The 14,657-nt window shown below is 57.1% G+C and carries 12 protein-coding genes; 9 read left to right on the top strand and 3 right to left on the bottom strand.

The window, feature by feature from the left end; genetic code table 11:
- Positions 1-5: 5 nt before the first annotated feature.
- Both F4V43_RS12620 and F4V43_RS12615 read right to left on the bottom strand, forming a co-directional pair.
- The gene (locus F4V43_RS12620) at positions 6-2,525 is read right to left on the bottom strand and encodes an FAD-dependent oxidoreductase (RefSeq protein WP_223879876.1); all 2,520 of its coding nucleotides are present in this window, start codon (positions 2,523-2,525) and stop codon (positions 6-8) included.
- Complete coding sequence (locus F4V43_RS12615; RefSeq protein ID WP_150458581.1) at positions 2,512-2,811, bottom strand: ArsR/SmtB family transcription factor; 300 nt, start codon at positions 2,809-2,811, stop codon at positions 2,512-2,514. Before F4V43_RS12615 ends, F4V43_RS12620 begins: the two co-directional genes overlap by 14 nt.
- Before the next feature lie 516 nt (positions 2,812-3,327).
- On the opposite strand from F4V43_RS12615, the gene F4V43_RS12610 reads away from it, so the two are divergent.
- The 9 genes from F4V43_RS12610 to F4V43_RS12570 all read left to right on the top strand — a co-directional run bounded on the left by F4V43_RS12610 (position 3,328) and on the right by F4V43_RS12570 (position 14,012).
- A complete protein-coding gene (locus F4V43_RS12610; RefSeq protein ID WP_408638324.1) occupies positions 3,328-3,771 on the top strand; it encodes a DMT family transporter in 444 nt (147 codons plus the stop codon).
- A gap of 18 nt (positions 3,772-3,789) precedes the next feature.
- Positions 3,790-4,488, top strand: coding sequence for a Crp/Fnr family transcriptional regulator (locus tag F4V43_RS12605; protein WP_150458580.1), 699 nt, complete (start codon positions 3,790-3,792; stop codon positions 4,486-4,488).
- A 30-nt stretch (positions 4,489-4,518) separates the two neighbouring features.
- Positions 4,519-4,977 carry a DMT family transporter gene (locus F4V43_RS12600; RefSeq protein WP_150458579.1) on the top strand — a complete coding sequence of 153 codons (459 nt, stop codon included), beginning with the start codon at positions 4,519-4,521 and terminating at the stop codon, positions 4,975-4,977.
- Positions 4,974-5,378 carry an NUDIX hydrolase gene (locus F4V43_RS12595; RefSeq protein ID WP_150458578.1) on the top strand — a complete coding sequence of 135 codons (405 nt, stop codon included), beginning with the start codon at positions 4,974-4,976 and terminating at the stop codon, positions 5,376-5,378. Before F4V43_RS12600 ends, F4V43_RS12595 begins: the two co-directional genes overlap by 4 nt.
- A 173-nt stretch (positions 5,379-5,551) precedes the next feature.
- Entirely contained in the window at positions 5,552-7,078 is a 1,527-nt protein-coding gene (locus F4V43_RS12590; RefSeq protein WP_150458577.1) for a methyl-accepting chemotaxis protein, read from the top strand.
- Positions 7,079-7,236: 158 nt separating this feature from the next.
- Positions 7,237-8,712 carry a DHA2 family efflux MFS transporter permease subunit gene (locus tag F4V43_RS12585; RefSeq protein ID WP_150458576.1) on the top strand — a complete coding sequence of 492 codons (1,476 nt, stop codon included), beginning with the start codon at positions 7,237-7,239 and terminating at the stop codon, positions 8,710-8,712.
- 241 nt (positions 8,713-8,953) lie between these two features.
- Entirely contained in the window at positions 8,954-10,243 is a 1,290-nt protein-coding gene (locus tag F4V43_RS12580) for an arsenic transporter (protein ID WP_150458575.1), read from the top strand.
- A 309-nt stretch (positions 10,244-10,552) separates the two neighbouring features.
- Positions 10,553-12,436, top strand: a complete 1,884-nt coding sequence (locus tag F4V43_RS12575; protein WP_150458574.1) for an LTA synthase family protein — start codon at positions 10,553-10,555, stop codon at positions 12,434-12,436.
- Between the two features lie 139 nt (positions 12,437-12,575).
- The gene (locus F4V43_RS12570; protein ID WP_150458573.1) at positions 12,576-14,012 is read left to right on the top strand and encodes an amino acid permease; all 1,437 of its coding nucleotides are present in this window, start codon (positions 12,576-12,578) and stop codon (positions 14,010-14,012) included.
- A 12-nt stretch (positions 14,013-14,024) separates the two neighbouring features.
- Here F4V43_RS12570 and F4V43_RS12565 read toward each other — a convergent pair whose 3' ends face one another.
- The gene (locus tag F4V43_RS12565) at positions 14,025-14,657 is read right to left on the bottom strand and encodes a LysE family transporter (protein WP_150458572.1); all 633 of its coding nucleotides are present in this window, start codon (positions 14,655-14,657) and stop codon (positions 14,025-14,027) included.

The following is a 14,657-nucleotide window of genomic DNA, read 5'->3' as shown; positions in this document are numbered from 1 at the left end:
GCCTTTTAAATAAACAGATTATGATTAGCGCGGTCGGCGCGGCCCAGGTAATGGCCGACACCGCCGACGCCGACTTCGTCGATCAATTCTTCGCGGGCGATGCCCATGAGATCCATCGACATCTGACAGGCCACCAGCTCGACGCCCTGGCCGATGGCGGTCTTCATCAGCGATTCCAGCGACTCGACGTTCTTGCTCTTCATCAGCGAGCGGATCATGACCGGCCCGGCACCCAGCATATTCATCCGCGAAAGCGCCAGCTTGCGGCTGCCGCGCGGCATCATCATGCCGAACATGCGGCCCATGAACGACTTGCGAATCTTCTGGCGTTCCGGCTTGCGCAGAACGTTCAGACCCCAGAAGGTGAAGAACATCGTCACCTTTCTTCCGCTGGCAGCGGCTCCGTTGGCAATAATGAAGGAGGCGATGGCCTTATCGAGATCGCCGCTGAACACGACCATGGTACTTGCGGGATCGGCGGAAGGCGGGAGCGGGGCGAAGGAGCTTTCGCGCTGCCCGTCCTTAGCGGAAGCGGAGGAACCGCCGCCTGCCGTCTTGCGGATGACAGCCTCAATGATTCCATCCGGACGTCTGTGAAGACCGGTCAGGGTATTGCCCGTCATCGTGGTCCACGCCTGAACGTCTTCATAGAAGCCAGGGTCGGTTGCCGTAATCCGTAGCGAAGCCCCGTCGGCCATTCCATCCACGCTCTGCTTCAGCCGGATCAGCGGTCCCGGGCAACACAGCCCGCAGGCATCCAGCTCTTCCTCCGCCGTATTGGCCGCGGGAGACGGAAGGGTCTCCGTTCTGCCGTTAGCCGGATTCGCCGACTGTCCCGGCTGATCATCTTTTGGGCGGTAGCCGGACATCAGCCAGGTTTTGTAGCCGCCGGACAGATTGCGTACCCGGTAGCCGCGCTGCGTCAGAATCCGCGAGGCGGTATAGCCGCGCAGACCGACCTGGCAGTAGACCCAGATTTCTTTGGACGGGTCCAGACGGTCCAGCGAGCCGCGCAGCTCGTCAACCGGAAGATGAACTGCGCCGTCGATATGGCCGTTCGCAAATTCCAGCTCGGTCCGCACATCGACCAGCATTGTCGTCTCAGGGTCCCGGTTCTCCAGTTCATCGGCGGTGTATACCCGGACCATTCCGGTCCGGACGTTCTCTGCGGCATAGCCGAGCATATTCACCGGGTCTTTGGCCGAGGAGTAAGGCGGAGCATAAGCCAGTTCCAGTTCGGTCAGATCTTCGGTTGTTCCGTTCATCCGGATCAGAGTTGCAATAACGTCAATGCGCTTGTCGGCGCCGTCGGCGCCAACAGCCTGGGCGCCCAGAATACGGCCGTCGGCGGCGAAGAGCAGCTTCAGCACAAGCGGCATGGCCCCCGGATAATACGAAGCATGGGAGTTCGGATGCACATGGATGACCTGATAAGGAATTCCGTCCCGCTTCAGGGACGCTTCGTTGCGTCCGGTTGCCGCGCCGGTCAGCCCGAATACTTTGACAATGGCTGTGCCCTGTGTTCCTTTGTACTCGGTCCGAAGCCCGGAGACGTTGTCGGCGGCAATGCGGCCCTGCTTGTTGGCCGGACCCGCAAGCGGAACGGCAGTCGGTCCGCCGAGAATGAAATCTTGGGTCATGACCGCATCGCCGGCGGCGTACACGCCTTCCAGCGAAGTCTCCATATACGCATTGACCTCAATATGCCCGCGGGGACCAAGCTTCAGTCCGCTGCTCCGCAGAAAATCGGTATCCGGCTTCACACCGATCGCCGCGATCAGAAGATCGGCGGACAAGGACCGTCCGCCGGCGAGGGAGACGGACATGCCGCCGTTCTCCAGCTCCCGCGCTTCGGCCAGCGAATCGCCGAGCAGAATGTGAACGCCGCGGCTCTCCAGCTCCTGGGCCAGCATAGCGGCCATTTCCGGGTCGAACGGCGCGAGCAGCTGCCGGCCCGCTTCAATGAGAGTGACATCCAGGCCGAGCAGTTGAAGATTCTCGGCCATCTCTACGCCGATGAAGCCGCCTCCGACGACGATCGCCGAGCGTGCGCCCTGAGCGGTTGCCTGCTCGCGGATCCGGTCGGTATCCGCAATATTCCGGAGCGTCAGCACACGCGGGCTGTCCAGTCCCGGAAGCGGAGGGAGGAGCGGCTTGGCGCCCGGAGCGAGAATGACCGCGTCATAGCTCTCTTCATAGTCGCCGCGTTCCCGCGAGCGGACCGTGACCGTCTTCCGGTTGGGATTCAGGGCAACGACCTCGCTCTCCGTGCGGATATCCAGCCCGAACCGGGCGGTCATCGCTTCGGGAGTCTGCACGAACAGGCGGGACCGGTCCTTGATTTCGCCGCCGATGTAATAGGGCAGACCGCAGTTGGCAAAAGAAATATGAGGGCCGCGCTCGAACATGACAATGTGAGCGTTCTCGTCCAGACGCCGGAGCCGGGCGGCAGCGGATGCGCCGCCGGCGACGCCGCCGACAATGACAATTTTGCGTGAATCAGGCTGATGATTAAGTGCGTTCAATGGGTAATCCCTCCAGTAGAATCTTGATGATTTGTTTGACCTTCTCGTCTTTGACTGAATAGTGAACTTCCAGGCCGCTGCGGTCTGTCTCCACGATGCCCAGAGAACGGAGCTTCTGCAGATGCTGGGACACCGTAGACTGGGGAAGCTCCAGACATTCCTGCATATGCGAGACATTGCAGCTTCCCTGCTCCACCAGGCCCCGGACTATGCAGAGGCGAACCGGATGCGCCAGCGCCTTGAGCAGATCGGCACTGCGATGATAAGCTTCAAAATTGGATTCCATCCGTCTGCATCCTTCCTAACTGTTATTGTTATATTGTAATATTACGATATAACGATTATTAAATCAATCGTTTGTTTCATTCTTCCAGCAATCGGGTAATAAAAGGCAGGTGGGAAGTGGTCCCTTATCAATTGTCGGTAGGAAAACACAAGCCTGTTTCTTGGATTTCCGAAAGGTAGTTGATTGCCATGAAACATCGTAAGGGAAGGAAGAGACGGCGTTTTCGCCAGTTCTTTTCCGGTAAATCTCCTTAGCAACTGGAAGCTTGCTTAATCTGTCTCATTGAGTACCGTTTATTCGATCCAACACTTCTCACCTTTCGATACGGCCCTGCGATCTGATCGCAGGGTCTTTGCTTGTGTGGAAAAGAGACCATAGAAGAGAGAATAGAAGAGAAGGATTTCGGAAAAGATACGGGTTTGGGACATATGTCCTTCACCGAATGTCGACAATCGCCTTTAATTACATAGAGAGAACGAGAGATGGAGAAGCAGGCCTTAAGGAGTGTAACGACAGATGAAGAGAATAACCCTGATTAAAGGCATGACCGCCGCTTTTCTGGGCGGAGCCTGCATTACCCTGCAAAGCGTGGCGAATACCACCATCAGCCGGTCGCTGGGGACCTGGCAGGCCGCCTGGCTGACCCAGTTCACCGGCTTTATCATGGCCCTTCTGATCCTGCTTGCCGTCCGGGACGGCAGCTGGGCCGGCATGAAGCGGACCCGTCCGCTGTACCTCAGCGGCGGGGCGCTCGCCGCGGTTATTATTTTCAGCGAAATCAGCGCGATCCGGATGATCGGCGTTACCTTCAGCATCTCGGCGCTGCTGATTGCGCAGCTCGGCCTGGCCTTTCTGATCGACGCCAACGGCTGGTTCGGAACCGTCAAGCAGAAGATGAAGCTGCCGCAGTTCATCGGCTTGGCGCTGATGATCGGCGGAATTATTATTTTGAAATTATAGCGAAGGCGGCTGAAGAAGATGAGAGAGATCAACGACCGCAGCCGGATTGCCGCTTATCTGCGCGAACACGGTATTGAAGAGGTCTTCCATGAAGAACTGCTGCCCGGTCTTTCACTGTACGCGTTCGAACCGGGCGAATCCGTCTGCGTACAGGGTCAGGCCGCCGACACGCTCTATGTGCTGGTCCGGGGGCGCATCAAGGTCTTCAATACTTCCGAAGGCGGCAAGACGCTGATCATTTCGTTCAAGACACCGCTTGAAGTTATCGGCGACATTGAATATATCCGGGGCATCGACATTATCAACACCGTGGAGGCCATGTCGGAGACCCATATGATCGGGGTTCCTTACCGCTGGCTGCGGCAGCACGGGCAGAGCCACGCGCCTCTGCTGAATTTCCTGCTGGAGATTATCGCCGGCAAATTCTACAGCAAATCGGAATTTTTAAGCTTCAATCTTATGTATCCGGTTGAGGTTCGGCTGGCCAGCTACCTGCTCGCCGTCTCCTCCGAAGGCGGCGAGCAGGGGAAGGGGGGCGGAGCAGTTCTGATTAACCTGGTCGATACCGCCAACCTGATCGGCACGAGCTATCGTCATCTGAACCGGGTGCTGCAGAAATTCTGCCGGGACGGATTGATCGAACGGGGCAGAGGGGTTCTTCTCATCCGTGAGCGGGATCGTCTCGCGGAGATTGCCGGAACCAACATCTATGAATGAATGCTAAGAAAGCAACGGAGGAAAATCCAAATGATTACCGGAATTCTGCTGGCGATGCTCGCCGGCTCACTGGTCAGCCTGCAAAACGTATTTAATGCCCAAGTGGGCAAGCACACGGGTTCCTGGTCGACAACGGCCTTGGTCCTTGGACTCGGTTTTGCCGCTTCATTTGCAATCAGTCTGATTACGGAAGGCGGAGGAACATTTACCGCACTCCGCCATGTTCAGGTCTGGCATTTGTGCAGCGGGATTATCGGAGTCGGCGTCGTCTTCTGCCTGATGCAGGGGATGAAGCTGCTGAGCCCCACTTTTGCCATTTCCATTGTGCTCATCTCCCAGCTGGGGTTTGCCCTGCTGTGGGATTCCATGGGCTGGATGGGATTGTCGAAGGTTCCGTTTGAGCCGAATCAGCTGATCGGCGTGCTGGTCATTGCGGCAGGCATCGTCGTCTTCAAGATCGGCGGAACAGAGAAGGAGGGACAACGATGAATGCATCTGTTATCGACAAGGTAGCCTGGATCTGCATGGAGAATGGCCGGCTGCTGGCCGTCCGGTCGAAGGGGAAGGCGCTGTTCTACCTGCCCGGCGGCAAAAGAGAGCCCGGAGAGAGCGACGAAGCCGCACTCCGGCGTGAAGTGGAGGAAGAACTGTCCGTCCGGCTGCTTCCGGACAGCATCGCTCCCTTCGGCGTCTTCAGCGCCAAGGCGGACGGGAAGGCCGGCGGCGTCCAGGTCCGAATGACGTGCCTGACCGCCCGGCATGAGGGAGAGCTGGCCGCCGCTTCGGAGATTGAAGAATGGGCCTGGCTGTCAGCCGCCGACAGAGACCGGATGTCGGCGGCGTCACGCTTGATTGCCGACCGTCTGGCCGAACGGGGCGAACTGAAATGAGCTGAACAGGTAAGCGCATTGCGCCGTCTTCCGGGTTACCGGAAGGCGGCTTTCTTTTTTTGGGCAGCCCAGTCCGGCGGAACGTCTCAGCTATTCAAATTTGAAGAATTCCGTCCGATAGATTCCTTGAGCGCACCCGCGTATATTGAAGTCATCACAAAGGATGGTGTCCCATGCAGGACCGTAAAAACCGATTCATGCTGTGGTTGTCGGCCGTAGTAACATTAGTCGGATTAATTATTTATGTGATTAATAAATGGATTTATGCTTTTCATGATCTGATGTCCTCCGGTTCACACGGCATGGAAACGGCCGCCGAGGATACGCCCGTTCTGGCTGTTGTCCGGGTGGCTCTGGTGCTCTCTCCGGTGGTGCTATGGGCCGCAGCCTGCTATTTCTATTCCCGCAACCGGGGACACGGGCTGATTCGGGTTCTGCTGACGCTGACATTGACCTTCTCCAGTATAGCGATTACGGCGGGGAGCGGAGGCAGTGTGGAATTCCATTTCTCGATCTTTATGGTTCTTGCGGCTGCGGCCTATTATGACAGTATTCCGCTCATTGTTCTGATGGCCACGCTCTTTGCCGTTCAGCATTTGGCCGGTTACGCCATTGCGCCGCAAGTCGTCTTCGGAACGGACCGCTATCCGTTCTCGATGGTGCTTATTCACGCCTTCTTTCTGATCCTGACCGCTGCCGCTACCATCATGCAGATTCGCTCGAAACAGTCGATTACCCGCCAGCTCGACGAGAGCAACCGGCTCAAGCAGCAACAGCTTGCGGAGCTGCTGGAGGACGTCAAAGCGATGTCCTCCAGCCTGGAGGGCAGCGCCGAGTCTCTCGCTGCGGCCTCTTCGGAGGCGGTTCGCCTGAACCGCGAGGTTCGCGTGATCCACGAAGAGAATCATGCGGCGCTCAGCGAGCAATCGGCTTCTCTGGACCGGATCGAAGAGCGTCTGGGACAGATGAACACGACGGTTCAGGATTCGCTGGAGGCTTCCGGTGCGATGCAGCTTCAGGCAGCGGCGACCGAGCGCAATATGGGAGAGAATGTGGAGAGAATGGAGCATCTCACCGGCTTCATGGACCAGACGGCCGGACTGATCGGCGATGTCCACAGCACGATGGAAGAACTTCGCCAATCGGCCGATTCCACCGGAACGATGGTCGGATTGATTCAAGGGATAACCGAGCAGATCCAGCTTCTGGCGCTGAACGCTTCTATTGAAGCAGCCCGGGCCGGAGAGAACGGACGGGGCTTCGCGGTAGTGGCGGGAGAAGTTCGCAAGCTCGCCGAGCAGAGCCGGCGGACTACGGATGAAGCCCAAGCCACGCTGGCGGCGATTCGCAGCCAGACCGAACGTACCTACGCCGATGTAGGCAGGGGGCGGGAAGCGGTCCAACAGTCTTTGGGACAGCTCGGAGCCTTCAATGAGGGATTCGGCGAAATGCGGGATACTATCCATGATTTGCTCGGCTTCATCGGCCGGATCAATGAAATGATCGGAGACATTCAGGAAGGGACCTCCGGAGTGACGGAAGAAATCAAGCATATTATGACCCAGATAGAAGAAGGTTTCTCTTCCATGCAAGTGCTGACCGAAGCGAGCCGCAACCAGACCGCCGTATCGGAACGGGTGGACTCGGAAGCAGGCAATCTCGGAAGACAGGCCGAGCAGCTTCGCGGTCTGCTCCAATAATGAAGAATCCAGCGGAGTCCGCCCGTGCCGTGTGCGCACGGCGGACTTTGCTGTGCAGCGGGCATACTAATGAGGCGGGAAATATTGAACCAAGAGGTGGAATCCTGAGTGGCATGGGTATTAATCAATAGTAGAAGATACCAAAAGGAGCTGGGATGATGGAAGTTGTACAACCCCCTTTCAAAAAGGCGCCGATCGTCGCTTCGCTGCTGATCGCGGCTTTTGTTGCCATTCTCAGCCAGACGCTGCTGAATGTGGCCCTGCCCAAAATGATGGATGATCTGAAAATCGGCGAGAATACCATCCAGTGGTTGATTACCGGCTATATGCTGGTCAACGGCATTCTCGTGCCTATCAGCGCCTATCTTATCGGCCGATTCACCACCCGGCAGCTGTTCTTGGCGGCGACCGGCTTGTTCACCGCCGGAACCGTACTGTGCGCCGCAGCGCCCAGCTTTGAATTCCTCTTGGCCGGCCGGTTGATACAGGCCGCCGGAGCGGGAATTCTGATGCCTCTGATGTCGATCGTATTTCTCACGATCTTCCCGATTGAGCAGCGCGGGAAGGCAATGGGGATGATGGGCCTTGCGATGATATTCGCCCCTGCGGTCGGTCCGACGCTCTCCGGTTGGATTGTGGAGAACTATTCATGGCGTGTGCTGTTCTATATCGTTCTTCCGATCGCCGTGATCGGTCTCGTGTTCGGCGCTGTCTCCATGCGCAATGTCGGCCAGACGACGAGACCGAAATTTGACACGTTGGGCGTCACGTTCTCAACGCTTGGCTTTGGCGGTCTTCTCTACGGCTTCAGCGATGCTTCCAACGACGGATGGGACAGTCCCCGTGTTCTCGTCAGTCTGATTGCGGGTGTGGTTTTTCTGATTCTCTTTGTCTGGCGGGAAATGAAGACCGAGAAGCCGATTCTGGAGTTCCGTGTTTTTAAATACGACATGTTCTCCCTGACGACGGTGATCAATGTGATTATTACGATGGCCATGTTCTCGGCCATGATTCTGCTGCCGATCTTCTTGCAGAACATCCGGGGATTCTCTCCCGTCAAGTCAGGTCTGCTGCTCCTTCCCGGAGCGCTGCTTATGGGCTTGATGTCGCCGATTACGGGCATGATCTTCGACCGGATCGGCGCCCGCTGGCTTGCGGTGATCGGTCTGCTTATCACGACCCTGACCACGTATGAACTCAGCCGACTGACCGTTAGTACGACCTATAACCATATGCTGCTGCTCTATACCCTGCGCATGTTCGGCATGTCCATGCTGATGATGCCCATTCAGACGGCTGGGCTTAACCAGCTCCCCCGGCGTCTGAACGCCCACGGCTCAGCCATGTCGCAGACACTGCGGAACGTAGCCGGCGCTCTGGGAACAGCGCTTCTGGTCACTCTGTTCATGAATGCCTCCGAAGACCGGGGCAAGGAGCTGGTTCAAGCTGCGGGCATCAACCCCGCGGACCCTGCCAATCAGACCAAGATGCTGGAGATTACGCAGCAGGCGACCGTCTACGGCATCAATCATGCGTTTGTCGTCTCGATGTGGATGGCCGTCGCCGCTCTCGCGCTGGCTTTCTTTATCCGCAGAGTCGAGCCTAACCGGGAGAAAGACGTTCACGCCGAATAAAGGGTGAACCTGCCCCGGCCCGGAGCTTTGCGGGCCGGGGTTTTTTTGCCGGACGTTCTCTCCCGTACCCACGACGCATCGTGAAGGCTTGCCAAACGGACGGCCGCCCAGTAGTATATGGATGGTTATGGCTGAATCCGAACCGTCAGCCAGTATTTGAAGAAACTTAAGAGCCGGCGGCTTGCGAAGGAACAGAAAGCAGGGCCAGCGGGTCGAATAAGAGAAGAGGGAGCTTGTTGTCGTGTCGGCTTTGATTGCAGCAATTATATTTATATTCACGTTGATCCTGGTGATCGGGCAGCCGCGGGGCTTGTCCATCGGCTGGTCCGCCTGCGGCGGTGCGGCGGTTGCGCTCCTGACCGGGACGGTAGACTTCGGGGATGTCGCCGATGTGACCGGCATCGTCTGGAACGCAACGCTGGCCTTTGTCGCCATCATTCTGAACTCCCTGATCCTGGACCGGATCGGGTTCTTTGAATGGGCTGCGCTTCACATGGCCCGGGCAGCGCGCGGAAACGGCATCCGGATGTTCGTGTACATCTCGGTGCTGGGGGCGCTGGTGTCCGCCTTCTTCGCCAATGACGGGGCAGCGCTCATTCTGACCCCGATTGTGCTGGCGATGGTCCGGGCGCTTCAATTTGACGAGCGCCGTGTATTTCCGTTCATTATTGCCGGCGGCTTTATCGCGGATACGACCTCGCTGCCGCTGGTCGTCAGCAACCTCGTGAACATCGTATCCGCGGATTTCTTCGGCATTACCTTTACCGAATACGCCGTCCGCATGTTTCTGCCGAATCTGTTCTCGCTCGGAGCCAGCATTCTGGTGCTGTTCCTGATGTTCCGCCGCAGTATTCCGCGGACATTCGACGGCTCTGTGCTCCGGGCACCGCGCGAGGCGATTCGCGATCCCCGATTGTTCGTATGGTCCTGGTACCTTCTCGGCCTGCTTCTGGCCGGCTATATGGCCAGCGGGCTGTTGCATATTCCGGTGTCGATTCCGATCGGAATCATTACCCTGGTGTTCATGCTGGCCGCCCGCAGGAGTCCCGTCCTGTCGATGAACGAAGTGCTCCGCAGCGCTCCCTGGTCGATTGTGTTCTTCTCTGTGGGGATGTACGTAGTAGTCTATGGTCTTCAGAATGCGGGTCTGACCGACCAACTGGCATCCGTCCTGGATTGGCTGGCTCGCCAAGGTGTGTTCGCAGCCGCCATGGGAATGGGGTTTATCGCTGCGCTGCTCTCTTCGGTCATGAACAATCTGCCGACCGTTATGATCGACGCGCTTGCGATCAAGGCGACAGCGGCGGACGGATTAGTGAAGGAGGCGCTCATCTACGCCAATGTCATCGGTTCCGACCTCGGACCGAAGATAACGCCGATCGGTTCTCTGGCCACGCTGCTCTGGCTTCATGTGCTCGCGGGCAAAGGGGTGAAGATCGGATGGGGAACCTATTTCAAGACCGGCATTCTGCTTACCGTTCCAACGCTGTTCTTGACCCTGCTTGGCCTGTATCTGGTTCTTCTGTTCTAGAGCACCGGAGGGAACTGGATCACAGCCGAAAGCCTCCCCTCGGTGCTAAGATTCACTCGGAAGGGGGGCTTGGCGGGTGGTTCGGCAGCGATGTCGCCTGCTTGAACGGCAAATAGGGTCAACGCTGTGTTGACACAGCCACCAAAAGTCATTACTCTTTATAAGGTGCTTATTATCCGTCAACAGGTCGGTATGGGGTCAGTGAGTGGGGGTAACTCTGTCTGTAAATGGGGTAATCACTTATTAATGCCGTTTACTGTTGAAAGCCAATGAAATGAAACCAATATCAGAAACAGAGGAAGTAATGAGATGAAGAGAATACTATCTGCAACAAACCGCCCGATCTTCTGGTTCAGTCTGGTCCTTCTGCTGAAGAGCGCGGTGGCATGGTATGTCGTCTTTAACGAGGGACCCAACTGGAGTATGGCTTTTACCGAAATTCCGTTCTTTATCATCGTATTCAGCCTAATTGAATGGTTCTCGTCCAAGCGCAAAATCCTCTACTACATGATTGCCAACCTGTTTATCAGCTTAATCTATTTCTCGGTACTGATGTATTACAAGTATTACGGTGTTATCGCCACTTACCATGCGCTGCAGCAGGTTGACAAGGTCACCAAGGTCGGAGAGAGCACCTACTCCCTGATCGCTCCGTATTATCTGTTCATCTTTGTAGATATCGTCTTCTTCCTGATCTTCATGCTTCGCCCGAAATACGTGAAGCGGATGAGGGAGAGGGGACGCTACCGGATGAACCGGACGGCCTTGATTGTGCTGAGCGCCGTCTCTCTCGGAATCTGCCTGTTCAGCATCTGGCCGAACCATGCCAGCATGAATGAGATCAAGAAGGCGGAGAGCATGGGGATTCTGAATTATGAAGTGTATACCCTGTTCGCCGACACGACGGAGGAAGAAGAGCTGGTTCCTGCCGCCGAGATTACCCAGGATGCCATCAACAAGACCAAGGGCATTGAGATTCCGGCCGCACCGCTCTTCCAGGGCGTCGACAAGGGCAAGAACCTGATTGTCGTTCAGATGGAGTCGTTCCAGAATTTCCTGATCGGGCTGAAGATTGACGGCCAGGAAATTACGCCGAACCTGAACAAGCTGGTCAAGGAAACGAGTTATTTTGACAATTTCTACACCAATGCCGGACAGGGCACCACTTCGGATGCCGAGTTCGTCGTCAACACCTCGTTCTTCGTGCCGAAGAATGAACCGGCCACTTCTTCCGATTACATGCAGAAGGACCTGCCGAGTCTGCCGAAGCTGATGTCCGAGAACGGATATTTCACGGCGACGTTCCATACGAACAGCGTGGATTTCTGGAACCGCAAGGCCCTCTATAAGGCCATCGGGTTCGAGAAGTTTTATGACCAGAAATTCTATGGAGACGAGGATCATATCGCATTCGGATCTTCGGATGAAGTCCTGTACGCCAAAACGGTTCCCGAGCTGAAGAAGCTCGATGAACAGAACAATCCGTTCTATGCCATGGTCATTTCCATGAGCGCGCACCACCCGTTCCGCCTGCCTGAAGAGAAGCAGCGGATCAAGCTTCCCGACGAGTATGACGGCACGCTGATCGGGGACTACATTGTCTCCCAGAACTATGCCGACTACGCAATGGGACAGTTCCTGGAAGAGCTGAAGAGCAGCGGATTGTGGGATGACAGTCTGATCGTATTCTACGGCGATCATCAGGGCGTTCCGATGTACGCGCTGGATAATCCCCAGAAGAAGCTTCTTGCAAAGCTGGTCGGACACGAATACGGCTATACGGATATGTTTAACATTCCGTTCATCGTTCATTCGCCGAGCGGCCAACTTCCTGCGCAGATGTCCGGAACAGGCGGCCAGGTTGACGTGCTGCCAACGGTAGCCAATCTGCTGGGCGTGTCTCTGGACCACCAGCTGCACTTCGGGGAAGATCTGTACAACCAGAAGACGAACCTGCTTCCGGTCAGACACTTCCTGCCGACCGGCTCGTTCATCAATGACAAGAGCATCTATGTAACCGGCAAAGAATATGCCGATGGAATCAATTACAATTTTGCCGACAACAGTCCGCTTGAGAACGGCTCGACGGAAGAGCAGTTCAAGGCAGCCCAGCGGCTGCTGCTGCTCTCCCACAGTTATCTGAGCCAGCTTCCGAACGAGGCGAGTCAGACGCCGGCCACTCCCGACAAATAGCAGCTAACCGAAAGAACCCGCGCAGAAGGCGCGGGTTCTTTTTGCTGAGCGCAAGAAGCAAATATTCTCCGGGCTTTGGGGGAGGCTAGGAAGGACAGGCGCTATGCCTACTCACACCTCAACAGTAAGGAAGGCGAACATGAACTCATCTTCGGACAAGAACCAAGACGCGCAAAAGCTGAAATGGTGGCAGCTCAGTCTTCTCGGCGTGGCCGGGACGATCGGGACGGGGTATTTCCTCGGCTCGGGGCTTGCCCTGTCCATCGGCGGCCCGGCCGTGCTGGTGCCCTATGTATTGGCTGCAATCGGAACATATGTCGTCTTCGACGCACTCGCCCGCATGACCGCCCAGCAGCCGGAGCAGGGCTCATTCCGTTCCTATGCGGAGAAGGCATTCGGCGGTTGGGCCGGGTTTGCCAGCGGCTGGAATTACTGGTTCTCGGAGCTGCTCATTATGGGCAGTCAGCTGGCGGCGCTGTCTATCTTCTCGAGGTTCTGGTTTCCGGCGGTTCCGATGTGGGCATTCGCGGCCGGGTATGCGGTGCTTAGCCTGATGATCGTCTTTTTTGGCAATAAAGGCTTTGACCGGGTCGAGAATATACTTGCCGTGATTAAATCTTCGGCCATTATCATGTTCCTAATTCTGGCTGCGGCCATGCTGGCAGGCTGGATCGGGGGCGCCCGCTATGCGCCCCGCTTCCCCCGAGGGGGCGGCTGGCTGCCCAACGGAACAATGGGTGTCTGGTCGGCGCTGATCTTTGCATTCTACGCCTATGGAGGCATCGAAGTTCTTGGCATCATGTCCAATCGTCTGCGCAAGCCCGAGGAAGCGCCCAAGGCCGGCAAAGTCATGCTCTTGAGCCTGACCGCCGTCTATGTGCTGTCCATTGGCCTGGCGGTGACGCTGGCGCCGCTGAAAGCCTTCAATTCCAAGGTCAGCCCCTTTGTGACGGCGCTTCGCAGCGATCATCTCGTCTGGGTGCCGCATGTCTTCAACGGTGTGCTGATCGTAGCCGGCTTCTCCACCATGACCGCTTCGCTCTATGCTATCACATCCATGATGATTACCCTGTCCGAGAAGGGGGATGCGCCGCATATATTCGCGCGGAAATGGAAGGACCGCTATCCGTTCTTCGCCCTCTGCCTGATCACCTGCGGTCTGGCCGGCGCCATCATCATGGCTCTCGTACTCCCGGGCAAGGTATACGAATACATCACCACCGCCGCAGGCCTGATGATTCTGTACAACTGGTCCTTTATCCTGCTCTCGTCCGCCAAGCTGCTGAAGGGAGGGCGGCTGAGCGGCCTCAAACGCTGGACCGGTCTTCTGCTGATCGCCGCCGCCGTAAGCGGGACTTGGTTCCATAAGCTCAGCCGCCCCGGCTTCTTCATCAGTCTGATCGTCATCGGTCTGATCGCGCTCTGCGACTGGATCGTTCAGCGGACCCGCGCAGGCAGAGCGAAAGAAGCAGCGGGGTCGGGGGGAAGGAAGAGACCCGGCGCTCGGGCCCGCATCACTTCCGATCTTGGGGATTTCCCCGCCCGCCTTCAGCGGCAGAAGCGCCGTGACCGCTAAGCCGGGTGACGGCTAGACAAGAAAGAGCATCCGGGCGGCTTGGACGCCGAAATAAAGGCCGAATCCCACCAGAGACAGCCCGGAGAGGACGGAGATTCCCCGCAGAACGCCCGGGGTCATGATTCTGCGGAACAGGCTGGAAGCCGCAGCCATCGAGATATCCCAGAGCAGAATGCCCAGCACGATGCCGCCGCTGTGGACCAGCAGCTCTTCCATCGGATACTCGGCGGCGGCCTTGGCCAGTACCGAACCATAAATGCCGAGCCAGAAGAGGATGGACAGCGGATTGAACAGCGACATCAGAAAGCCGGAGACGTAGGAACCCAGCAGCGACACCTGAGGGTCCCGCGCCCGGACTTCCCGGAGCTGCCGGGCCTTCAGGATGCTCTCCACTCCGGTATACACCAGCACAAAGAATCCGAAGAGCCAGAGAAACGCTTTGACATACGGAGAGTCCAGCAGGTGAATCATTCCGAAATAGACCAGCAGCATGTAGATCAGATCGGCGCAGATCGCTCCGAGACCGACCAGCCAGGCATGCCAGAATCCGCCGCGGAGGCCCTTGTCCAGTTGGGCGGCATTGATCGGGCCGATCGGAGCGGAGAGCGAGAGCCCCAGCAGAATGTAACCCATGAAGATCTGAAT

The organism is Paenibacillus spiritus, from assembly GCF_008710135.1.
GTDB classification, from domain to species: Bacteria; Bacillota; Bacilli; order Paenibacillales; family Paenibacillaceae; genus Paenibacillus_AQ; species Paenibacillus_AQ glufosinatiresistens.
Note: the sequence above shows the minus strand (reverse complement) of the source record. Positions and strands in the feature narration are given on the sequence as shown.